The organism is Curtobacterium sp. VKM Ac-1393, assembly GCF_015350995.1.
GTDB lineage: Bacteria > Actinomycetota > Actinomycetes > Actinomycetales > Microbacteriaceae > Curtobacterium.
Window position 1 is genome coordinate 85,760 of sequence record NZ_JADKRW010000009.1, and the last position, 20,532, is coordinate 106,291.

At 66.6% G+C, this 20,532-nt stretch carries 22 protein-coding genes and 1 pseudogene; 9 read left to right on the forward strand and 14 right to left on the reverse strand.

Going from position 1 to position 20,532, the window contains the following annotated elements:
* The first annotated feature begins 336 nt into the window (after positions 1-336).
* Positions 337-1,608, forward strand: coding sequence for a Glu/Leu/Phe/Val family dehydrogenase (locus ITJ59_RS18090; RefSeq protein WP_194652688.1), 1,272 nt, complete (start codon positions 337-339; stop codon positions 1,606-1,608).
* A 37-nt stretch (positions 1,609-1,645) separates the two neighbouring features.
* Positions 1,646-2,290: an RraA family protein gene (locus tag ITJ59_RS18095; protein ID WP_194652689.1), complete on the forward strand. Its 645-nt coding sequence runs from the start codon at positions 1,646-1,648 to the stop codon at positions 2,288-2,290.
* 79 nt (positions 2,291-2,369) lie between these two features.
* On the opposite strand, the gene ITJ59_RS18100 is transcribed toward ITJ59_RS18095, so the two are convergent.
* The 4 genes from ITJ59_RS18100 to ITJ59_RS18115 all read right to left on the reverse strand — a co-directional run bounded on the left by ITJ59_RS18100 (position 2,370) and on the right by ITJ59_RS18115 (position 5,479).
* Entirely contained in the window at positions 2,370-2,870 is a 501-nt protein-coding gene (locus tag ITJ59_RS18100) for a hypothetical protein (RefSeq protein WP_194652690.1), read from the reverse strand.
* Positions 2,870-3,943, reverse strand: coding sequence for a D-2-hydroxyacid dehydrogenase (locus ITJ59_RS18105; RefSeq protein WP_228511882.1), 1,074 nt, complete (start codon positions 3,941-3,943; stop codon positions 2,870-2,872). Before ITJ59_RS18105 ends, ITJ59_RS18100 begins: the two co-directional genes overlap by 1 nt.
* 66 nt (positions 3,944-4,009) lie before the next feature.
* Positions 4,010-4,960 (reverse strand): alcohol dehydrogenase catalytic domain-containing protein, encoded by a 951-nt coding sequence (locus ITJ59_RS18110; RefSeq protein WP_194652691.1) that lies wholly within the window; start codon positions 4,958-4,960, stop codon positions 4,010-4,012.
* A gap of 57 nt (positions 4,961-5,017) precedes the next feature.
* On the reverse strand, positions 5,018-5,479 hold the full coding sequence (locus tag ITJ59_RS18115) for a MarR family winged helix-turn-helix transcriptional regulator (RefSeq protein WP_194652692.1): 462 nt from the start codon (positions 5,477-5,479) through the stop codon (positions 5,018-5,020).
* Between the two features lie 72 nt (positions 5,480-5,551).
* Here ITJ59_RS18115 and ITJ59_RS18120 point away from each other — a divergent pair, with 72 nt between their 5' ends.
* Complete coding sequence (locus tag ITJ59_RS18120; RefSeq protein WP_228511884.1) at positions 5,552-6,838, forward strand: multidrug effflux MFS transporter; 1,287 nt, start codon at positions 5,552-5,554, stop codon at positions 6,836-6,838.
* 80 nt (positions 6,839-6,918) lie between these two features.
* On the opposite strand, the gene ITJ59_RS18125 is transcribed toward ITJ59_RS18120, so the two are convergent.
* The gene (locus tag ITJ59_RS18125) at positions 6,919-7,278 is read right to left on the reverse strand and encodes a MerR family transcriptional regulator (protein ID WP_194652693.1); all 360 of its coding nucleotides are present in this window, start codon (positions 7,276-7,278) and stop codon (positions 6,919-6,921) included.
* Positions 7,279-7,374: 96 nt separating this feature from the next.
* Here ITJ59_RS18125 and ITJ59_RS18130 point away from each other — a divergent pair, with 96 nt between their 5' ends.
* Positions 7,375-8,082: an SDR family oxidoreductase gene (locus ITJ59_RS18130; RefSeq protein ID WP_194652694.1), complete on the forward strand. Its 708-nt coding sequence runs from the start codon at positions 7,375-7,377 to the stop codon at positions 8,080-8,082.
* A 169-nt stretch (positions 8,083-8,251) separates the two neighbouring features.
* Here ITJ59_RS18130 and ITJ59_RS18135 read toward each other — a convergent pair whose 3' ends face one another.
* Positions 8,252-9,118, reverse strand: coding sequence for an SDR family oxidoreductase (locus ITJ59_RS18135; RefSeq protein ID WP_194652695.1), 867 nt, complete (start codon positions 9,116-9,118; stop codon positions 8,252-8,254).
* 156 nt (positions 9,119-9,274) lie between these two features.
* Here ITJ59_RS18135 and ITJ59_RS18140 point away from each other — a divergent pair, with 156 nt between their 5' ends.
* Positions 9,275-9,736, forward strand: a complete 462-nt coding sequence (locus tag ITJ59_RS18140) for a MarR family winged helix-turn-helix transcriptional regulator (protein WP_194652696.1) — start codon at positions 9,275-9,277, stop codon at positions 9,734-9,736.
* 257 nt (positions 9,737-9,993) lie between these two features.
* Here the strand turns inward: ITJ59_RS18140 and ribD are convergent, their stop codons facing one another.
* Positions 9,994-10,869 (reverse strand): bifunctional diaminohydroxyphosphoribosylaminopyrimidine deaminase/5-amino-6-(5-phosphoribosylamino)uracil reductase RibD, encoded by an 876-nt coding sequence (gene ribD, locus ITJ59_RS18145; RefSeq protein ID WP_228511886.1) that lies wholly within the window; start codon positions 10,867-10,869, stop codon positions 9,994-9,996.
* A 10-nt stretch (positions 10,870-10,879) separates the two neighbouring features.
* Entirely contained in the window at positions 10,880-11,542 is a 663-nt protein-coding gene (locus tag ITJ59_RS18150; protein WP_194652726.1) for a GTP cyclohydrolase II, read from the reverse strand.
* Between the two features lie 290 nt (positions 11,543-11,832).
* On the opposite strand from ITJ59_RS18150, the gene ITJ59_RS18155 reads away from it, so the two are divergent.
* Positions 11,833-12,183 (forward strand): antibiotic biosynthesis monooxygenase family protein, encoded by a 351-nt coding sequence (locus ITJ59_RS18155; protein WP_323749556.1) that lies wholly within the window; start codon positions 11,833-11,835, stop codon positions 12,181-12,183.
* Positions 12,184-12,260: 77 nt separating this feature from the next.
* Entirely contained in the window at positions 12,261-12,842 is a 582-nt protein-coding gene (locus tag ITJ59_RS18160; protein ID WP_194652698.1) for a TetR/AcrR family transcriptional regulator, read from the forward strand.
* 523 nt (positions 12,843-13,365) lie between these two features.
* On the opposite strand, the gene ITJ59_RS18165 is transcribed toward ITJ59_RS18160, so the two are convergent.
* From ITJ59_RS18165 to ITJ59_RS18180, 4 genes are all read right to left on the reverse strand, one after another.
* Positions 13,366-14,565 carry a Fic family protein gene (locus ITJ59_RS18165; RefSeq protein ID WP_194652699.1) on the reverse strand — a complete coding sequence of 400 codons (1,200 nt, stop codon included), beginning with the start codon at positions 14,563-14,565 and terminating at the stop codon, positions 13,366-13,368.
* Positions 14,566-14,673: 108 nt separating this feature from the next.
* Complete coding sequence (locus ITJ59_RS18170) at positions 14,674-15,231, reverse strand: nuclease-related domain-containing protein (protein ID WP_323749557.1); 558 nt, start codon at positions 15,229-15,231, stop codon at positions 14,674-14,676.
* A gap of 88 nt (positions 15,232-15,319) precedes the next feature.
* Positions 15,320-16,225: a hypothetical protein gene (locus ITJ59_RS18175; RefSeq protein WP_194652701.1), complete on the reverse strand. Its 906-nt coding sequence runs from the start codon at positions 16,223-16,225 to the stop codon at positions 15,320-15,322.
* Positions 16,226-16,301: 76 nt separating this feature from the next.
* A complete protein-coding gene (locus ITJ59_RS18180; RefSeq protein ID WP_194652702.1) occupies positions 16,302-17,582 on the reverse strand; it encodes a tyrosine-type recombinase/integrase in 1,281 nt (426 codons plus the stop codon).
* Positions 17,583-18,063: 481 nt separating this feature from the next.
* On the opposite strand from ITJ59_RS18180, the gene ITJ59_RS18185 reads away from it, so the two are divergent.
* Positions 18,064-18,501 carry a hypothetical protein gene (locus tag ITJ59_RS18185; RefSeq protein WP_194652703.1) on the forward strand — a complete coding sequence of 146 codons (438 nt, stop codon included), beginning with the start codon at positions 18,064-18,066 and terminating at the stop codon, positions 18,499-18,501.
* Here the strand turns inward: ITJ59_RS18185 and ITJ59_RS18190 are convergent.
* Positions 18,494-19,093 carry a TetR/AcrR family transcriptional regulator gene (locus ITJ59_RS18190; RefSeq protein WP_194652704.1) on the reverse strand — a complete coding sequence of 200 codons (600 nt, stop codon included), beginning with the start codon at positions 19,091-19,093 and terminating at the stop codon, positions 18,494-18,496. The genes ITJ59_RS18185 and ITJ59_RS18190 overlap by 8 nt on opposite strands.
* Positions 19,094-19,134: 41 nt before the next feature.
* Between ITJ59_RS18190 and ITJ59_RS18195 the strand changes: the two genes are divergently transcribed.
* The gene (locus ITJ59_RS18195; protein ID WP_228511888.1) at positions 19,135-20,082 is read left to right on the forward strand and encodes a DMT family transporter; all 948 of its coding nucleotides are present in this window, start codon (positions 19,135-19,137) and stop codon (positions 20,080-20,082) included.
* Positions 20,083-20,093: 11 nt separating this feature from the next.
* Here ITJ59_RS18195 and ITJ59_RS18200 read toward each other — a convergent pair.
* A pseudogene (locus tag ITJ59_RS18200) lies at positions 20,094-20,478 on the reverse strand (IS5/IS1182 family transposase); the annotation flags it as partial.
* Positions 20,479-20,532: the final 54 nt, after the last annotated feature.

Below are 20,532 nucleotides of genomic sequence, written 5' to 3' on the forward strand. Positions count from 1 at the left end.
ACGGCGGCACTGCCGTCCGTGGGTACGCCGAAGTCGCCCGGACGTGGACCGGGCAAGATCAGCCACGGACGGACGCGGGGGCGGCTGCATGGTGTCCTCCTGGGCGTCCGAACGGCGATGGCCGGATTGCTGTGAGTGCGACTTGACTCGTATATGAGAATACGGTCGCAGTTCTTACACGGTCAATCCCCGGACGGGTCGGTCCTGTAAATCCCATGTTTCCGATGCGTTTCATCGGCCCAGGACGACGCTGCCAGCCCTTGCCCCGTCGGCACTCCCGGGGCAGAATGGGTTCTTAACTGCGAATCAGTTCTTATATCTTCCGCGGAGGAATCCATGACGATCACCGCCCCGCACGCGTCCACTGGCACCGCTCCGCTCGCCAACGCGCTCGAGCAGCTGCGTGCCGCCGCCGCCACGCTCGAGATCGACGCCGGCGCGGTTCAACTGCTCGCACAGGCCCGCCGGGAGATTTCCGTCGCGGTCCCCCTTCGCCGCGACGACGGGACCATCGAGGTGTTCCGCGGGTATCGGGTGCAGCACAACTTCACCCGGGGCCCGGCGAAGGGCGGTGTGCGGTTCGCACCGTCCGTCGATTTGGACGAGGTACGTGCGCTGGCGATGTGGATGACGTGGAAGTGCGCCCTCGTCGACCTGCCCTACGGCGGCGCAAAGGGTGGGGTAGCGATCGACCCGCGGCAGTACTCGGAAGCGGAGATCGAACGGGTGACCCGCCGATACACCAGCGAGATCCTCCCGGTCATCGGCCCCGACCGAGACATCCCCGCACCTGACGTGGGAACCGACGAGCGCACCATGGCTTGGATGATGGACACCTTCTCGGTCAGTCACGGCTTCACCGTGCAGAGCGTGGTCACGGGCAAGCCGATCGCGCTCGGCGGCTCGCTCGGCCGTGCTACGTCCACCAGCCGTGGTGTTGCACTCGTCGCCCTCGCTGCATTGGAGCTGCGCGGGCTCGCGCCGACGGCGACGACGGCAGCTGTGCAGGGGTTCGGAAAGGTCGGCCGGCACGCCGCTCGGTTCCTCGCGGACGCCGGGGTCCGCGTCCAAGCGGTGAGTGACCAGTACGGTGCAGTCCTCTCTCCCGGTGGTCTCGATCTTGATGCACTTGGCCGTCATGTCGATGTCCACGGCACCGTTGTCGGGTTCGCCGGCGCCGACCTGCTCCCCGCTGAGGATCTCCTTCGACTCGACGTCACCCTCCTCGTCCCGGCTGCTGTCGAGGGTGTCATCCACGAAGGCAACGTCAACGGTGTGCGCGCCTCGATCATTGTGGAAGGCGCAAACGGACCCGTCACCACCGGCGCGGATGCTGTTCTCGCCGCCCGTGATGTGCTGGTCGTGCCGGACATCCTCGCCAACGCCGGCGGTGTGATCGTGTCCTACTTCGAATGGGTGCAGGCGAAACAGACCTACCGGTGGTCGCTCGACACCGTCGAATCGCGACTACGAGACCGCATCCTCGGCGCTTGGGAGGCTGTCGCCGCCGAGCAGGCAAGCCGTGGCGGCACGCTACGCGAGGCCGCGATGCGCATTGCCGTCGAACGGGTCCTGGAAGCCCACCGCAACCGCGGCCTTTATCCCTGATTTCAAGCTCCGCCCGTGGAGAGAAACGAGACCCACCATGACCAGCCCCATCCGGATCACCCCGGACATCACCCGAGCACCCGCTGAGCTCGTCGACCGGTTCCGGCAGTACCCGGTCGCGAACCTCGGCGACGCCATGGATCGGATCGGTATCGTCGAGGCCGGCATCACACCGATGTGGGACGGCGCAGCAGCAGTTGGCAGCGCCCTGCCGCTGCTCACTGTCGCCGGCGACAACCTCGCACTCATCGAGGTCCTCGACCTGATCCAGCCCGGCGACTTCATCGCCGTCAACGCCGCCGGCTACACGGACCGTGCCGTCATGGGCGACAACCTCGCCCAGCGGTTTCAGGCGTTCGGTGCCGTTGGCGCCGTCGTCGACGGGGCAGCCCGTGACCGCGACATCATTCGCGACTTCGCGTTCCCCGTCTGGAGCCGCGGCATTTCACCCGCCGGCCCCTTCAAGCACGGACCGGGCACGATCGGTTCGCCCATCGCGCTTGGCGGCGTCGTCGTGAACGCCGGCGACATCATCGCCGCGGACTCCGACGGTGTCATCGTTGTTCCCCGCGACCGCGCCGAGGAAGTTCTGGCCGGTGCTGCTGAGATCGCACGCATCGAAGCCGAGAAGGACGAGGAAGCTGCGCAATTCCGCGCCGCCGCGCAAGCACGAACTGCCTAACTGGCCCCGGACGCAACGGAGGCGCGGTGCCTGCTGGCACCGCGCCTCCGTTGCGTCAATCCCTGCTGCTTAGTCGGTCTCAGGTGCGCGTTTTCATCACCACGGCCGCGGCTGCACGCAGCGCGGCAACCACTTCCTGGTACCGGCGAGAGTGCTCTTGCCATACTCCGGGCAGCACTTCGATCAACGGGACACCAAAAGACACTCCCGAATACCCATCGAGCGGAATCGCGACTCCGTAGACACTGGGGTGGACGCGTCCGGGATCGATCGCGTATCCCCGCGCTCGTGCGGCCGGCACGGCCTTGCGCGCCGCGACAGCCTCTTGCTCGGGCATCTCAGCAACCACCGCCGCCGCGGCATCCGGGTCGAGTCCCGCCAGCGCGGCGATGCCAACCGCGGTGCGCCCAGCACCGCGAACATCTCCGGGACGCGCGGTGGATGCGAACGGGTTACGTCCGATGTGCTCGTCGAGGTATCGGACGTCAGTGCCCTCGAGGCGAGCGACCTGCACGATGTTCCGGCTCAAGACAGGAGAAGTTGCAACGACGCGGAGAAGCCGTTCCGTGTCGAGTGGCATCAGTAGAACTCCACGGTGTCGACAACGTTTCGGAGCGACTCGCCATCGAGGAGCCGACGAGCGTTATCAGCGAACAACCGGACGATACGCTCCTCCTCAGTCACGGTAAGCGCCGCGGTGTGAGGGCTGATGAGCACCTGTCGCATGTCCCACAAAGGGCTGCCCGCAGGGAGTGGTTCCACCGCGACGACGTCGAGTGCCGCATATCCGACCCGCTCGGTCTGGATGGCCTCGATCAGCGCGACTTCGTTCACAACGGTGCCCCTTCCGACGTTCACGAACGTTGCGCCCGGGCGCAGCCCTGAGAAGAAGTCACTGTCGAGCAGCCCCTCCGTCACCGCCGTGCCCGGCAGTGTCGACACGACGGCGTCAACTGCTGGTAGGACCGCGCCAAGCGCGTCGATGGCGACGACTTCCTCAACATGTTCTACCGGGCGACCGCTGCGGCTCGTTCCGATGACTCGCATGCCCAACGCTGCGCACAGCCGGGCTATCTCGGCACCGATCCCGCCAAGACCGAGAACGAGCACCGTCGACCCAGCGACGGGCTGCATGACCCAGCGGTCTGGCCACCGGTGTTTCCGCTGGTCAGCCGCGAGCCGCGGGAGCCGTTTTGCGCCCGCAAGGATCCCGAGAAGGGCAAACTCTGCGAGCGACGTTCCGTGCACCCCGGCGGACGTAGTGAAGCGCACGCGCCGGAGTTCATCGTTGGTTAGTCCGGCGGCGCGCACTTGTCCACCGCCGCCGGCGGCCATTGTGTGCACCCACCGGAGCCTCGGATTCGTCCGAACCATCTCGGCGAGGAGGGCCGAGTCGGCATCAGGGACGCCGTACAGAGCGTCGGCTTCCCGGAGTGCGGCTCGCCAACGGGCGTTCACGTCGACGGCCCGTGTGAAAGACGGATCGCCGGCGAAGTCGGCCGGGAACCGCATTGGCGGGAGCGCTTCGGGGTCGTACACGAGGTCGAGGCGGGGCTCGAGGTCGCGGAGGAGGTCGACGTGCTCGGTCCGAATGGGCGCCGCCATCGCAACGCGCAAATGAGAATTCATTCTCATATCATGCAGCTTCGGCATGCTCGGCACAACAAATCAGCGACTCTTCTCTGATGCGGGCTAGCTCAGCGGTGCATAGCCATGCGACTAATTGGTCATGGTCGCGACGAGTCGCCCTCGGACGATGCCTTCTGAGAGTCGATCGAGTCCTCCAGGAATGTCCTCGAACGCTATAGCGGTGACGACCGGGGTCAGTGCCCCAACGGCGATCAGATCGTAGACATCGCGGAGCGCACGTGTGGAGCCGCCGAGCACACCGGTGAGGGTGACCTGATGGAGCACGAGAGCTCCAGTGCTGATGGAGGATTGCACCTGCCCGATGCCGACCTGCACGACTCGGCCGCCGTGACGTACGGTCTCGACAGCCGTGGCGGTGGTGTCGCCGTAGCCAGCGAAGTCCACTATGACGTCCAAGCGTTCGTCGGCGAACTCGCCGATGTCTGCGGCGCACCGTGTCGCACCGAGTCCACGAGCCATCGGCCAAACGCTCTCCTTCACGTCCGCTACGTAGACCTCTGCACCCTCGAGAACAGCAATCCGCACCCCGATCTGACCGAGTCCGCCGAGCCCGATGATGCCGACCTTGTTCCCGGACTCGACCTGCCCGACCGCAAGAACTGCGCGATGAGCAGTACTGCCGGCGTCCGTTGCGGCCGCGGCCTGCTCGAACGAGACCCGATCCGGAATGCCTACCAGAGAATCCGGATTCGCGATGACCTTCGATGCGTATCCGCCGTCGTAGGTCAGGCCCGCGACGACCTCGCCTTGCGGGCACATCCCGACCCGGTCGCCGACACGCCACCCGGACACGCCCTCGCCGACGTCGACGACGACGCCTGCGATCTCATGCCCCAGCGTCAGCGGCAATCTCACCCAGTCCGGTAGCAGAACGGTATCGCCCTCGAGCACGCCGACGTCCGAGTGACACAAGCCGACGGCCTTGACCTCGACGAGCACAGTGCCCGGCACCACTGTCGGTTCCGGAACCTCGTTGAGAGCCAGAGGCACGTGGGCCCTGGTGAACTGCCATGCCTGCATTGCCTTCACTCCTTCTTATGCTCACGAACGTGCAGGCACCGATCAACACGGGAACGGTCAGCCCGAGCGCGTGCCGAGCGTTGCAGCGACGGAGTTCTCGACTGCACGAAGGAGCTCGACCGCCGGTGCGACGTCGAAGCCCCCATCAACGTGCGGAGCGAGAAATCGTGTCCACATGTCCCGCACTCTCCGCAGGTTCTCAGCCGCGATCGCGGTGGGGTGCACGCTGATGGAACGTCGATCGTCGGGGTTCGGGCGACGCTCGATCATGCCCTTCTCCGCCAGCGAGCGAAGGACCGCGCTCGTGTTACTCGACCGCAACCCGACCTCGGTGCAAATCCTGGTCGGGCTGACCCCGGGATGCCGCTGAACGTGGTTCATGACCAGGCTCTCGAGTTCCGTGATCTCGATGATCTCGATTGCAGGGTGCCCGTACAAGCGGATGTCTCGTCCGACGCTGAGCACAAGATGCGCCAGGTCTGCGAGCTGTTCGTCGCGCTCGGTTTCGCGGTGTCCCAACAGCGCTCCCCTCATCAGTATGCTTACCTTAGCATAGCTACGTATACGTAGCTACTTATCCAGGAGGCACAGATGACCCGGCACGCCAAACAGATGGACCCGGCATCGACCGGCACGATGACGAACGCCCGGATCGGAGTGAGGTTACTGCTCACCCTCGCGTTGCTGTCCGGGATTGCTCCGTTCGCGATCGACATGTACCTGCCGGCGTTCCCCGAGATGGTTACCGATCTCGGCACGACGGCGTCGGTCGTCCAGCTGTCGCTCACCGCGTTCTTACTCGGGGCCGGCGCCGGCCAGGTGGTGTTCGGTCCGCTCTCCGACCGGTTCGGCCGCGCCAGTCCACTCATCGTGGGCATGGTCATCTACCTCATCGCCAGCGCCGCCGCCGCTCTCGCGCCGTCCGTTGAGTTCCTGATCGTCGCTCGGCTGGTGCAGGGCCTTGCAGCGGCGGCGGGCATGGTCATATCCCGCGCCATCGTCAGCGACCTCGCCACAGGGGTGGAGGCGGCGCGGGGACTCAGCATCATCATGACAGTGAGCGGCATCGCTCCAGTGCTTGCACCCGTCGCAGGGAGCCTGTTTGCCGAGCCGCTCGGCTGGCGCGGCCTGCTCTGGATCGTGACAGCACTCGTGGCCATCGGCCTGGTGGCAGTGTTCCTCGTCGTCAGGGAAACCAACCCCAGAGCATCACGAACAACCGCGTCCGGTCGGACCGCGATGTCCGGGTCGTCCAGGCGAACGCTCACCTCCCGCGTCTACGTCGGGAACACGCTCGCGTTCGTCTTCGCGTTCACCACGATGATGGCGTACATCTCCGCGTCACCCTTCTTGTACCAAGGGATGATGCACCTGAATCAGGTGCAGTACGGGCTCGCCTTCGGCCTGAACGCCCTCGCGCTCTTAGCAGTGGGTGCGGTCTCTGCACGCCTCACCCGCCGCGTGCACGTCGCGACCCTCGCCCGGAGCGGCCTGCTGCTCAATCTCGGCGCGGTCATCGTGTTCGGGATGCTCGTCGTGACCGACGTTCCACCGATCTGGCTGGCGGTGCCGATCTTCGTGTCCGTCGGGGTATTGGGGTTGAGCTTCGGCAACACGACCGCTCTCGCTCTCGCGGCAGTCCCGACGGCCGCCGGACTCGGCTCGGCGATCCTGGGCCTGCTCCAAAACGTGTTCGCAGGGGTCGCCGCCCCGATCGTCAGCAGCGGAGGGCAGAGCACCGCTGGACCACTGGCCATCACCATGCTCGTCACCTCTGCGCTCGCGAACCTCGCATTCGCGTTCGCCGGCACACACCGTTCATCACGGGGTACGCACCCACCGACGGCCTCCGGCGCCGGCGGCGTCCCAGCCAGCTGAGGCCACCACCGTGCTCGGAACACCCTCGTCACCGTCCCGGAAGGGCAGCGACGGGGACTCCGACCCGGGTGCGGTGTTCGTCAAAGCTCCTGACACGGGTCACGGTCGTGAGCGATGTCGATCACCCGGTCCAGCTGCCGCAAGGCGGATTGCATGTCGGCGATCGCGCCGACGATCCGTTCGCGCTCTCCGGTCAGCATCCGCAGCACCTCCGGCGTTGCACGACCGGTGTCAACGCACGGAAGCATCACCAGCAGCGTCCTGCTGGGAAGCCCCGCGGCGAAAAGCTGCTGGATGAGGCGCACCCGCCCGATGGCCGCCTCGTCGTAGCTCCGCTGACCACCGCTGGAGCGCCGCGCCACAAGGAGCCCCTGCTCTTCGTAGTACCGCAGCGCCCTGGTACTGACGCCCGCTCCGCGGGCAACCTCACCGATTCGCACGCTCACACCTCACGCTCTTGCACTTCACGTCAACGTCAGGTTCTAGCCTAACAGAACGACCCCACACCCCCGCGGGTCACGAAAGGACGCATCATCATGGACATCAGCAACCAGGTCGCGCTCGTCACCGGCGCAAACCGGGGAATAGGAGAGCACTTCGTCAACGAGCTCCTGTTGCGCGGGGTGCAGAAGGTCTACGCGACGTCCCGCAGGCCGGAACTGATTGACATCCCCGGCGTCCGAGTCCTCCCGTTGGATATCACCGATCCGGAATCGATCCGCGCCGCAGCCGAAGAAGCCTCGGACGTCACGCTCCTGATCAACAACGCAGGCCTCACTACTCACACCCCGCTCGTCACCGGTGACCTCGAGAACATCCGTCTCGAGATGGACACGCACTTCTACGGCACCCTGGACGTCGTCCGGACCTTCGCTCCCGTCCTGGCTTCCAATAACGGCGGTGCGATCGTCAACATCCTGTCCGCACTGTCGTGGTTCTCCGTTCCCAATGCCGGTGCCTACAGTGCTGCGAAAGCAGCCGAGTGGAACCTGACAAACGCAATTCGTCTCGAACTCGCTCCGCAGCGGATTCTGGTACAGGCTGTCCATCTCGGCGCCGCCGACACTGATATGAACGCCGGCTACGACGGTCCCATGATCGATGCGCGCGAAGTCCCTCGGGCTTCACTGGACGGACTCAGCAAGGACGCGATCGAGGTCATAGTCGACGATGCCAGCGGGCATGTCAAGGCCTCGCTCGCCGGGGACCCGGCAGAGTTCTACGCCGCCATGCTCGGGCATTAGCCGCAGATGCAACCCCGCTCTCGTCCTGGTGGATCCAGCCGGGAAGCGGGCGAGCACGCGAGCAGAGCGGAACCCTTGTTCCGACCCGTCGGAGAGCGCAAGTCCCCGGCCGCAGCGGATCAGCCGGTGTGATCGTGTCAGTCCACGGTCACACCGGCTTCTCGGTCGTTCAGGACTCCCGGTGGAACCAGGTGCTGAAACTGTCTTCGAGAGTCATGGTGGGGTGACCGATGACGTCAGCGAGGACCTCGGTGGGCCCGTCGAGCAAGCCATGGGCGATGTCGTCGTCGAGGGCGAGAACGAAGTCCACAACCTGGTCGTCCAGTCCGGCACCCGAGAGGACCTCGCGGTACTTCTCCGCTGGAACGGACGCGTATCGCACCTCACGGCCGGTGACTCGCGACGCGGCTGCGGCGAACTCCTCGCCATCCCACGCGACGCCTCCGGCGAGTTCAAGGGTTTCGCCACGGTGTCGACCAGTGGAAGCGATGACGGCTGCGGCCTCGGCGTAGTCCGAACGGGCCGCTGAAGCGACCTTCCCGGCTCCTGTACTGGCGAGGTAGGTGCCGGTAGCAGTGGCCTGGCCGAACGCCTGCTCGTAGTTCTCGTTGTACCAGTTGTTCCGCAAGACCGTGGTCTCGATCGGAGACGCCACGAGCAGCGCTTCGGTCGCCTTGTGTTCAGGGGCGAGCACGAGAGGAGAGGTGTCGGCGTGGGGAGCGCTCGTGTACACAACGTGCTGCACGCCGGCCCGCTCCGCGGCACGGAGTGCGTTGGCGTGCTGCTCGACACGCCGACCAATGGCGCTACTAGAGACGAGCACGAGTGTGTCGGCGCCGTCGAATGCTGCGTCCAGGGTCGCGGCATCGTCGTAGTCCGATCCGATGACGCGGACGCCGCGCTCGGCGAGCACGCTCAGCTTTGCGGTGTCGCGACCCGTGGCGGTGACATCGGATGCGTCGACACCGCGGGCAAGAAGGTGCTCGACGACGAGCGAGCCGAGCGAGCCGGTGGCTCCGGTGACGGTGATTTTCATGGTGCCTCCTCCGACCACCGAAGCGGTCACTTGAACATTCAACCAGTGCAAGCGTATCGAGACTTGCTTGAACATTCAACCTTTTGATGGGAGAATCCCCCCATGGGCTCACCTCGCTGGCTGAACGCCGCTGAACACGATGCTTGGCTCGCGCTGATGACCACGCTGGAGATGGTCCCGGCGGCCGTCGATGCCCAGCTTCGTCGCGACCACGGCGTCACTCGGTTCGAGTACTACATCCTCGCGATGCTCAGTGACCACGACACCGGTGTCCGACCGATGACGGATCTGTCGGTGATGACCAACGGGTCGCTGTCACGGCTCTCCCACGCGGTCGAGAAGCTCGAGAAGCGCGGTTGGGTGCGTCGAGAGCGGCTCCCGGAGGACCGGCGGACAACGCTGGTCATCCTCGAGGACGCCGGGCGGGCACTCTTGGAGCACGCTGCCCCGTCGCATGTCGCAGAAGTCCGGCGGCTCTTATTCGACGTGATCCCGGCCGACAAAGTGCCGCTGTTGACGGACATCCTTTCGCCCGTCGTCGCACGCAGTCTGGGTGAAGACGGCGCCTGTGTCGGCGAGGTACCGAAGATCGCTGCCGTCGAGCCCTCGGGGGCGTGAACGTCGATCCGTTCCAGGCCGGGGACGTCAGGAGCGCACCGTCGGATCGCGGCGTCCGGCCACGATGTCGGTGAACAGACCGGCCAGAGCGGACGGGAATGCGCGCGGGGTCATGGTGTACCGGACATCTGCCTGCTCGCCCGACTCCGGGGTGAGTACGGTGATGTCGGTGACATCCGCGCGGACGGCATCGCGGATGGTGGTGATCCCGAGCGCCCCGACCGCCGGCGTCCCCGATCCGAGCAGAACCGGTGCGATTACGCGACGATCTCGTCGACGAGGCCTGCGCGGAGGAACGCTGCTGCGAGTGTCGGACCACCCTCGAGGAGCACATGCCGCTGCCCCAGCTCAAAGAGCCGATCGAGCGCAGTCTGAGGATCACGAGTCGTCAACTGCACGGTTCGGGCCAAGCTGTCGAGGACGCGGCGCTCGGTGTCGAGGTCGCGTACTCCCATCACTGCTCGCAACGGCTGGTGGACGGAGGGACGCCCGTCAGGTCGCCGAACGGTGAGCGCGGGATCGTCGATGGCGATGGTTCCCGTGCCGACGAGGACCGTGTCGGCGATTGCGCGGAGGCGATGCACGTCCGCCCGGGACGACCGTCCGGTGATCCACTGGCTGGTGCCGTCCACAGCAGCGCTGTATCCGTCGAGGGTCGCAGCGGACTTCCACGTCACGAAGGGTCGCCCCGCAGTGACGCCGAACGACCATGCCCTGTTCACGGCGGTGGCCTCGGCCAGGAGTAGCCCGCTCTCGACCTCGACGCCGGCCGACCGGAGCCTGTCGGATCCCCCAGTTGCGATCGGATTGGGATCAGGCTGTGCGAACACGACGCGGCGCACTCCTGCGTCGATGAGCGCATTGGCGCACGGACCGGTCCGACCGGTGTGGTTGCACGGCTCGAGGGTGACGACGGCGGTTGCGCCCCGGGCGGCGCTGCCTGCCCTCGCGAGTGCGTCAGCCTCAGCGTGCGCGCTCCCAGCACCGCGGTGGTAGCCCGTGGCGATGACGACCCCGTCATCGGCCAGCAGGACACACCCCACTCGTGGGTTCGGCCCGAGCGGTACGCCTGGCGTCGCCGCCAGCGCCAGTGCCCGGAGCATGGCGTCATGTTCGGTGAGCACCGCTGTCATCGCGTCGTCCTCACGAGGCGACTCGGGCGTCGGCGAGGTCCAGGGTGTGCGCCGTGTGGTCACGCTTTGCCCTGAGGTACTGCATGTTCGCTGCGGACACGTGAACACCGGTCGGGACTTGCTCGGACACGGTGACGCCGAGCGTCCCGATCTGGCGGGCCTTGTCGGGGTTGTTGCTGAACAGGCGAACGCGATCGACCCCGAGCGCGAGCAGCATCTGTGCCGCTGCGCGGTAGTCCCGCTCGTCCTCGCCGCGGCCGAGGGCGACGTTCGCCTGGTACGTGTCGAGTCCGTCGTCTTGGAGGGCGTAGGCGTCCAGCTTGGCGTAGAGCCCGATTCCGCGGCCTTCCTGGCGCAGGTACAGCAAGAAACCACCCGCCGCCGCGATCCGCTCCACCGCTTCACGCAGCTGCGGGCCGCAGTCACACCGTTCAGAGCCGAACACGTCTCCAGTGAGGCACTCGCTGTGCAGACGCACCAGCGGCGCTTCCCCTCCGTCGGCGGCGTGCTCGCGTGCGCCTTGCCAGTCTCCCAGACCGAGCGCGAGATGCTCCTCACCGTCGACCAGCCCGCGGAACGTGAAGACCTCGGCGACAGTCGCGAACCCATCAGAGAAGCGCAGCGGCACCCGAACGCGCGTGCGGACGACCGAGCCGGCCAGCGGCTCCGACATCGCCTCTGCGAGCACGTTGGCGGGCGGTACGACCACCATAGACGACGTAAACGGAGATGCCGCTTCGGCGGCAGGAGAGGTGCGATCAACGGCCATCGAGACTCCAATGATTGAACATTGAAGCAATCCTACGACGAAAAAGGTTGAATGATCAAGTATTGGGGCGAGCAGCGAAGCGTAGTTGCACGCGCGCAACAGCGGTGGTGACGGTTATTGTCTACTTAGACAATAACTGAGGTACGATGGCCCCATGCCCACGAGCAGTCCGTGGGCACAGAGGAGAGGGCATTGTGATCCCACACATCAAGCACACACCAACCAGCAAGGTCATTAGCGCCTACTACACAGTCCACCCTGACGATCGACAGGCGTTCATTGACGCCGTCATCCCCCATCTAGGCACTACAGCCCAGCAAGACGGATGCACGTACTACGTCTTCGCCGAGGATCTGATCGATCGGAACACGATCCACCTCACGGAAGGGTGGCGCGACCAAGCCGCCATCGACGCCCATATGGCCGATGAGTACTTCCTCGAGGCCGTCACGACGGTCCTCGGAGGTATCCGCGTCCTCGACTACCAGGCCGAGTACTACGACGTCGACACCCAAACCGCTGGCACCCTCCCGGTCGCAAGCTGAATCCGTCACCCCGGGGCCGGGGGCCTGGGGCCTGGTGGACGCATGGACCTGCCTTCGGCCTCGCATAGGATCACGTCATGCCCCGACCTCGGAAATTCGACGAGGAAGCCGTAGTGGAATCAGCCGCCGGCGTCTTCGCTACCGCCGGCTACGGCGGCACGACGATGGAGGAGCTCAGCCGCGCCACCGGGCTAGGCAAGCAAAGCATCTACAACACCTTCGGCGGCAAGCGGGAACTTTTCCTACGCGCGCTCGAGCGGAGCACCTCCACGCAGGTTGATCGCCTGACCGTCGAGCTCTCATCCGGAACATCCTCTCCGCTCGAACGGATCCGAGCGCACCTGGATGCACTCGCCATCACCTTCACCTCAGAGGGACCGCTCGATTCGTTGTTCACCAAAGCCACGGTCGAGCTGGCCGACCGCGATCCGGACGTCGCCGAGGCCGCTCGGCGCGCTTACGGACGCCTCGAGGCCGAGTACGCCGGATGCATCGAGCAGGCGCAGACAGCCGGGGAAGTCGACGGCGCCCGTGATACCCGCGCCCTTGCGACGTACTTTGTCGCGGTCACCCGTGGCATGGAGGTCCTCGGCACCGCCGGCGCCGACCGATCAGCGCTCCTCCGCGTCGGACGAGCAGCCCTGACCTTACTCACTTGAGGCACCCGACAACCCGCACCCGTCAAGTGCTCGGAGAATGCACCTCAATAGGGGATGGCGGTTCCAAGGGGTCGCTGCAACAAGTGGTCGTTTCGGGTCTGACAGTGGCTGGGAACTGCTGCAGGTTTGGTTGACTTGACGTGCTCCACGGTTCGGTTACCCGCAATCCTCTGAGGATCGGGCCCGTTCTAAGAAGCTCCAACCATGCCACGATCGCTTCCGCCGGAGTTCCGTCGACGGGCCCTCGCGGTCGTCCGCGCTGGCAAACCCATCTCGACTGCAGCCCTTGAGGTCGGCATCAGTGCGGTGTCGATCCATGACTGGGTCAGACAGGACCGGATCAACTGCGGCGAGCGACCCGGGGTCACGACGCCGGAGACGCGGGCGCCACGTCGACGAGGTGATGGCCGCGCAGCAACGCGACCTGACGGCGAGCTGGAGGCACGGTGCGGGCTTGGCGCCGCACCTCCAGTCCACGGCCTCTTGCCGCAGCACACACGCGCGGACGCGCAGACGCGCAGACTTAGGCCGAGCGAAGGCGGGTGATGCGCCCTCGGATGCGAGTGTCAAGGTCCTCGAACTCGTCCAGCACGTCCATGGCAGCGTACGTGCGGTCTCGCTTCCGGTCAGTGACAGCCTCGACTACGCGGGCCTCCTCGAGAACCTGCACGCCGCGGTACACGCTTCGCTCCGGAATGTCCTGCACCTCGTCGACGAGCTGCTCGACGGTGAAGACCGGCATGGTGAGCAGGACCGGCAGGATGCGGTCGGCAGCGCTACCCGCGCGCGGGCTGGCTTGCTCTCGCCAGGCATCGTCGTACTGTGCGAATGCGCGCGCGGTACCGCGGGCCTCGCGGGCCGCCGTCTCGACGCAGAGCGCCAGGTCGGTGACGATCGGCTCCACGTTCCCGGCGCGGTAGGCGGTGAGGAGCGAGAAGTAGTGCGTCGTGTCGGCGGCGAGGGCGCTGGCGACCGGGAGCACGGTGTGCGGCGTCACACCCCGCCGACGCAGGATGGCGCCGATGAGCGCCCGGCCGATGCGGCCGTTGCCGTCGGTGAACGGGTGGATGCTCTCGAAGTGGGCATGCGCGATCGCGGCCTGGGTGACGGGTTCGACGTCGTCGCGGTTGGCGAACACGATCAGATCCTCGAGCAGCGCCGGCACCTCTTCCGGCGGCGGCGGGACGTAGAGCGCGCCGCGGGGCGAGTACTGGGAGCCGCCGATCCAGTTCTGCAAGTCGCGGACGCGGCCAGCGTAGGGACGCTCGGCCACGTCCGGGTCATCCTGCATGAGCGCCTGGTGCGCAGCGAGGATCTCGTCGAGCGTGATCACCAGGCTCGATGCGTCGATGAGCTTCGTGATCGCGGCTCCTGCGGCGACCATCGACATCGCGGACGTGTTCTCCTTCAGCCCGCCAATGGCGCGAGCGAACGCTATCGGGGACGCCTCGACGTGCTCGATGCGGCTGGACGCGACGGACTCCATGCGGATGAGGAACCCTGCGAGGGGACTGAGCACGCCGTCTGCCACCCGCTCGAGGTCCGCGGCCTCGTAGCGAGCCCGGGCGAGGTCGCGCTCAGCGATGGCCGGAACGTCGGCGTCTGCGATCATCGGCGGGATGGACACCGTGACCGCTGCGAGGGTCCGGTCCTCCCGAGTGCCGCGATGGCTCGTGCTCGTCCATGGGACGACGCGCGTGCTGTGCGCCGGCCAGTTCGTCATCGCGGCTCCTTTCTGGCGATAGCTACGTCGATAATGTCAGTTATTCAGAATAAGTGACAGCGACGCCAGAGATGCTGCCACGGAGATTCCGCGGGCTTGGCGCGCTGGTTAGGCAGATGAGAAGCGCCGCGCGACCGCCGCCGCGACGCCCACCACGTCCACCGGCCCATCGACAGCGGCGGGCTGCTTCGCGAGCTTCTTCGGCCAGCAGACGTCGATCCCGCGGGTGGTGAACGAGCCACCGAAGAGCGGCCAGGCCGCGCCAACGAAGCAGAACGCACCGCGCACGGGTACCGGGCCCACGACCTCCTGGACGAGCGCCGCCTGACGGAGTGCACCGTCGACGAGCTTCATTCGGTCGCCGCCCACGATGAGCCTCTCCCTGCGGGCTCGGAACAGGCCGCCCTCGACCTGGAGCCGCGGCCGCTTATCGCGGTATCGCTTGGCTTCGACGGCCCAGACGCCGACGCGGGTGATCACGATGTGGTCGATGTTCGCTCGGGAGCCGAGCGATACGGCGGTCGTGGAGCACGGCGAGGTGCTCGGCGGCAACGGCGTGGAGAACCCGGCGGACGACAGCTTCACCAGCGGCTCCGGACTTCCACGCGACAGTGCTCTGTCGCTCGCTCGAGAGCGCCACGGCGATCGTGCCGATGCGCCCCTCACTCCACGTCTGTCGGATCTTTACCGCGTCGCGGGCCCGCCTGGGTCCAGTAGGCCTGACAACCGAAGCGCCCCGTGATGCTGGTTCGAGCTAGCGTTCGCTATCGGGTGCTATCCCATGCTTGCTGGAGCTGGCAAGGGGTTCGAGTGCAGCATCGAGGGCCCGGGCGTCTTGCCAGAGGGCCGTGATGCGAGCGAGTACGTCATCGGCAGCGGCATCCGTTGCGCCGAGCTCGGCGTAGGTCTCCTGCAGCGTGAGGTCAGCGAAGCGAGAGGCTGCACGCGCTACCGGTCCGACGGCTTCCTGGTCCGTCCCGTGCGCAGCGGCGACGCGTCTGGTGGGGACAATGCTCGTCATCGACCGCCCGGACAAGGTCGCTCCGGTCCGGGCCCACCCGTGAACGTCTAACGGCAACAGCAGCTGCTCCGCTCGCCGCCACTGCCCCGATAGCGGCTGCTCGCAGTCATGCATGTCGAGGTTACCTGTCGTGGGGTCAAGCAAGCGGACGACGTCGCCACGGAACCCGGTCCAGACCGGGTCCACGACCCGCAACCACCGGGTCACCGCACACGCAGCACACGCAGCCGGATCATCCGCGGAAGGGACCACCTTTCCACGGATCCGCACGATGCTCGTCACCGCGACCTCGCCCGCGGTGACGGTTTGCGCCTCTCGGCGGGTGAGGTGCAGCACGCCAAGGAGGACAATGAGGAAGGCGTCGCGGCGGCCGCGGAGACCAAGCGGATAGCGGTACTTCGGAATCGCCGCGAGCACCTCGCGGACATCCACACTGTGCGGGGCCGACTGGTACGGCCACACGCGCCCCCGCAACGCCGGAAGCGGATCCGGATAGCCGGCGGCGAGGTGGTGCGCGCGAATGCTGGAGCGCCGGAGTCGCTGCGTCGACGCCGCGCCGGGGAACGCGGCGAGGAACTGCTCGATCGTTGCCGGCGCCGCCGGCAACGACGCCTGGCTGGTCGCAGCGCACCATGCCACGAACCGATTCCAGTGTGCCCCAAACGACCCCTGCTCGCTGCGAAGTTTAGGGTCGAACTGGGGGGAAGTTGGGGGGTCATAGCCGCATCCGGGTGACGGCGTTGCGGACCAGGGGCGTGTACTCGCGGTCGTAGATCTGCAGGGTGGCGGCGTTGGTGTGGTGGGTCTGGTTCATGATCTCCACATCCGTCGCGCCCGCGTTCCGCGCCTCGGTAACGAACCCGGCACGGAGCGAGTGCCCGGACCACCCCTCCTCCCCCAACCCCGCCGCTCGCGCACGGCGCGCGACAGCTTTCCCGACCGTTGTCGGGCTGATGCCGGTGTCCCGGAACAGCCCCCACTTCGACACTGCGCGGAAGAACGGCATCGACGGCGGCAACCGATCGGGTCCGAGCCCATCTGCACAGACATGGACGGACAAGCCCGCACCAGCGAGTGCCGCGAACAGGCCGGCTTCTCCTCGGGTGTCCTGTGCGGCCATCAGCCGATAGAGCCGGACGAAGGCGCACGGCGCGCAGGTGACCGGGTTCGCGCCCTGCTTGAGCGCCTTCACCCGCCCAGCCCCGTCCTGATCGGTCTTCGACCGCCGCACGCGCGCGTAGACACCCTCGCCATCGACGATGCGGAGATCGGCGACGGTGAGTGCGGTGAGCTCGAACTCGCGGAACGCACCGACGAACCCGAACAGCAGCAACGCCTGATCCCGTGTTCCCAGCGCGCCGGTCTGCAGGTCGGCGACGTCAATCTTCAGCAGCGTCGTCTGCAGCGCCTTGAGCGTCATGGGCTTTGCGCGCCGCGCCGGGACCGACCGGGTGCGGCGGATGCCCTTCAGCACGTCGCGAACGATCGGGGTGGAGCCGGGTGGGGTGTGACCGCGGCGGCCATGCTCCCAGTCGATCGCTGCGACATACCGGCTGATCGTCGCTGGCGCGTATCGCTGCCCACCATTGGGAAGGAGGGCATTGGCCTTCTCCGCGAGAAACGCGGCCACCTCTGCCGGATCGACCGGGGCCGTCCTAATCTGCTCGAGCTCGTGCGGCTCGGAGACCTCGTGGTCGAGGAACCCGGCCCGCCACCGGGCGAACTGCCGCAAGTCTGACTGGTAGGCGCGGATGGTGTTCGCCGAGAGTGACGCTTCGGCGAACGCTCGTGGCGACGCATCCGCCGGCACCGTCACCGTCCCACCGTCGAGGGGTGCCCCCTCCCCCGCAGCAGCTCGGAGCCGCGCGAACGCCGTCCGAGACCGCTCGGCCGCAGCGCGCTCCTGAGCCAGCGCTTCCGGTCCACCCACCGGGCGCGGCACGGACACCGACTGCACATCAGCACCGTATGCGCCGGGCTGCAACTCGGTGTTCACGTAACTCTCCTCGCGCCTGGGCAGCACTGTGCAACCGTGCCGGGTCAGTTCCGATAATAGTTATTCTCAGAACGTGTTGGCGGGGGTGGAAGCGGCTGCGATAGTTCCGGCAGGCTGTTACCGGCAATCTTCGACATCAGTACGCGTGACGACCGACACGAGCACCACGCGCTGAGGGACTAGAGGCCACCGCTACGCCGCTACGCCTCATCACCGACGGACGACGGCAGCTGGTGAGTGTCCCTGGCGGCTTTCAGCAGCGCGGGTCGAGATGCAGTCGCTGCCTATCCTGCAGCCCGAAACACTGCACGGATCAGGCGGAGTTCCTCGAGCAACGCCCGCTCGGACACTCCGAGCACCAGGGCAGCCTCACGTGCACGCGGGATCGACACGTACGCGGCGATGACAAGCTTCTGACGGGTCGATGGGTCACGGTGCCGTGCAGCCGGCCGCTACCTTCGGCGATGGTCAGGCCGTCGACATGGACCTCGCCGTCGAGGACGCCCTCGGCAGCAAGGAAGGTGCGATCTGCACCCGCCTCGAAGCGCGCGACTTCATTGACGTCGACGCGATCCGACAGTCGGGACGCTTCACCGATGAGCAGCTGCTGCAGATGGCGGAGACCTGCGACGACGGCTTCGACCGCGCCACATACGCCACGCAACTGCGGCAGGTGTCCCGGGTCCGGGACGGCCGGTTTGCGGATCACGGCACGAGCGGGCCGGAGCTCGCTGCCCTACGAAAGCGGATCCTCGACTGGGCGAACACCATCGCCCCGACGCCAGCCGATCAGCGGTCCCGGCAGATGACGGTCTCGCCGACACGGCGCACCGCAGCGAAGCGGCCCTGGCCGACAGATCAGCCGCCCGGTTCAGTGCCGCCGCCTCGTCGCGAGAGCCGCGGGCCGAACCTCAGCTAGCAGCCGCTGCAAGGCCGAGCAGGTCGGCGGCAGCGTCGCGGGCAGCACGCAATGGCTCGCCGAAGGTTCGCATGGCGATGGACACAAGAGCTCCATCGAACAAGATCATGAGGCGCGCAGCCTGCTGGTTCGGCACCGGGAGGCCTGCTTCGACACAGAGCGAGGTGAAGCGATCGAGCAGCCACGCCTTCTCGCCGAGCACCTCGGGGAGCACCGGATCGTCATCGCCGTCGGGGCGCGTTTCGGCGCGTGCGTTCACTGCGCTGCAACCCTTTGCTGCGCTCCTGCTGTGCCACGCCATCGCAGCGTCGAACACGGCGAGAATCCGAGGAATGCCTGGCTCTGGGGTCTCGGCGAGGTGGCTGGCGAGGGTGTCTCGCCAGCCGGCTTCCCGGCGCCGCAGGTAGGCGAGCACCAGTCGCTCTTTGGAACCGAACCGGTCGTAGAGGGTCTTCTTCGTGACGCCGGCGGTCTCAGCGATGCGCTCCACGCCGACCGCGTGGATGCCCTCGGCATAGAACAACTCGGATGCTGCATCGAGAAGTCGCTGCGCTCCCGGCGTCAGGAAAACCTCGGCGTCCACTGCCGTCATACCCCAAGTCTACCGAGTAACCCGATCGGTATAGTCAACGCATGCAGTCCACCCAAATCCACCGCCTCGTGACCATTCTCGCCAGCGCCTTCTTCGTCGCTGCCTGGTCATCAGGCTTCGTGGTGGCAAAGTTCGCCACATCGGATGCATCGCCCCTCACGTTGCTGTTCTGGCGGTTCCTGCCCCTCGCGCTCGGGCTCGGCATCTGGGTCGGCGTTCGCGGCGGCTTCCGCGGGATCACCGGTCGCGACCTGTGCCGCCAGGCCACCATCGGCCTCCTCGCACAACTCGGCTACTGCGTGTTCGTCTACGCCAGCGTCTTCCACGGCGTCGCCAGCGGCACGACAGCGCTCACCGACGCCGTCCAGCCGATCGTGATCGCCACGTTCGTCGGCCCCTTGCTGGGCGTGACGGTCAAGGCACCGCAGTGGTTCGGGCTCGTGATCGGCGGTGCCGGCGCCACATTGGTGGTGTGGTCGCAGTCGGGAGCAATCAAAGCCAACCCGCTCGCGCTGCTGTTCCCACTCGCAGCGATGGGCTGCCTCATCGCCGCGACATTGCTGGATCGTCGATTCCCGACGAACGTGCCCATGGCCACCACGCTCGCGGTGCACGCCATCGCGACGACGGTCGCGCTCGTCGTGCTCTGCGCGATCACCCGATCCTTCACTCCGCCCGACGACGTCAGCTTCTGGCTGGCTACCGCGATCGCGGCGATCGGGCCGACGCTCGCGGGATACGCCGCCTACTGGTTCCTCCTCCGCCGCACCGGGGTCACGGCGCTGAACGGATTGCTGTTCTTGGTCGCGCCCACCACCGCCGTCGCCGGCACACTGCTGTTCGCCGAGACACTGACCACCGCCACCTGGATGGGGTTCCTGCTGTGCGCCGCGGGTGTGATCCTCGTCCTCCTCTGGGAGTCACAGAGGTCAACCGAAGTCGACGAAGCAGGTGCAACCACGAACACATCGGACGCACAATGCGTCTAGGACGTGTCGTGTCATTGACGGAGCGAGGCGATGACGGCGTTGCGGACGACCGCGGCTCGGTAGACAATTGCGAGCTTGTCGTACCAGGTCGCGAGCCCACGCCATTGCTTGAGTCGGCAGGAGCCCCGCTCGGTGACGTTCCGGTTCTTATGGTCGACCGGATTGCCAGTGACGAGTGGGCCGCCTCGGGATCCACGTCGTTTACCGTGCCCCTGCTGGTCACGGGGTTCCGGGAACAGTCGTGCGCGCAGATGCTGTCGGATCGCTCGGGAGGAGTACGCCTTGTCGCCACGTACCCGACTGGCCGGCTGTGATCGCGGTCGCCAGTGGCAGCCCGTTGCCGTCGACGAGCTGATGCACCTTCGTGGAGAGGCTGCCGCGGGAGCGGCCGAAGCCGAACATTGACCCGTTGCAACGGCCCCTTGGAACCGCCGATCGGTAACCGAAACA

Bases quoted from the DNA above. Each gene is read 5' to 3' on its own strand.
- ITJ59_RS18090 (WP_194652688.1), top strand. From the start codon at position 337: ATGACGATCACCGCCCCGCACGCGTCCACTGGCACCGCTCCGCTCGCC.
- ITJ59_RS18095 (WP_194652689.1), top strand. From the start codon at position 1,646: ATGACCAGCCCCATCCGGATCACCCCGGACATCACCCGAGCACCCGCT.
- ITJ59_RS18100 (WP_194652690.1), bottom strand. From the start codon at position 2,870: ATGCCACTCGACACGGAACGGCTTCTCCGCGTCGTTGCAACTTCTCCT.
- ITJ59_RS18105 (WP_228511882.1), bottom strand. From the start codon at position 3,943: ATGCCGAAGCTGCATGATATGAGAATGAATTCTCATTTGCGCGTTGCG.
- ITJ59_RS18110 (WP_194652691.1), bottom strand. From the start codon at position 4,960: ATGCAGGCATGGCAGTTCACCAGGGCCCACGTGCCTCTGGCTCTCAAC.
- ITJ59_RS18120 (WP_228511884.1), top strand. From the start codon at position 5,552: ATGACCCGGCACGCCAAACAGATGGACCCGGCATCGACCGGCACGATG.
- ITJ59_RS18130 (WP_194652694.1), top strand. From the start codon at position 7,375: ATGGACATCAGCAACCAGGTCGCGCTCGTCACCGGCGCAAACCGGGGA.
- ITJ59_RS18135 (WP_194652695.1), bottom strand. From the start codon at position 9,118: ATGAAAATCACCGTCACCGGAGCCACCGGCTCGCTCGGCTCGCTCGTC.
- ITJ59_RS18140 (WP_194652696.1), top strand. From the start codon at position 9,275: ATGACCACGCTGGAGATGGTCCCGGCGGCCGTCGATGCCCAGCTTCGT.
- ribD (WP_228511886.1), bottom strand. From the start codon at position 10,869: ATGACAGCGGTGCTCACCGAACATGACGCCATGCTCCGGGCACTGGCG.
- ITJ59_RS18150 (WP_194652726.1), bottom strand. From the start codon at position 11,542: ATGTCGGAGCCGCTGGCCGGCTCGGTCGTCCGCACGCGCGTTCGGGTG.
- ITJ59_RS18160 (WP_194652698.1), top strand. From the start codon at position 12,261: ATGCCCCGACCTCGGAAATTCGACGAGGAAGCCGTAGTGGAATCAGCC.
- ITJ59_RS18165 (WP_194652699.1), bottom strand. From the start codon at position 14,565: ATGACGAACTGGCCGGCGCACAGCACGCGCGTCGTCCCATGGACGAGC.
- ITJ59_RS18185 (WP_194652703.1), top strand. From the start codon at position 18,064: ATGGACCTCGCCGTCGAGGACGCCCTCGGCAGCAAGGAAGGTGCGATC.
- ITJ59_RS18190 (WP_194652704.1), bottom strand. From the start codon at position 19,093: ATGACGGCAGTGGACGCCGAGGTTTTCCTGACGCCGGGAGCGCAGCGA.
- ITJ59_RS18195 (WP_228511888.1), top strand. From the start codon at position 19,135: ATGCAGTCCACCCAAATCCACCGCCTCGTGACCATTCTCGCCAGCGCC.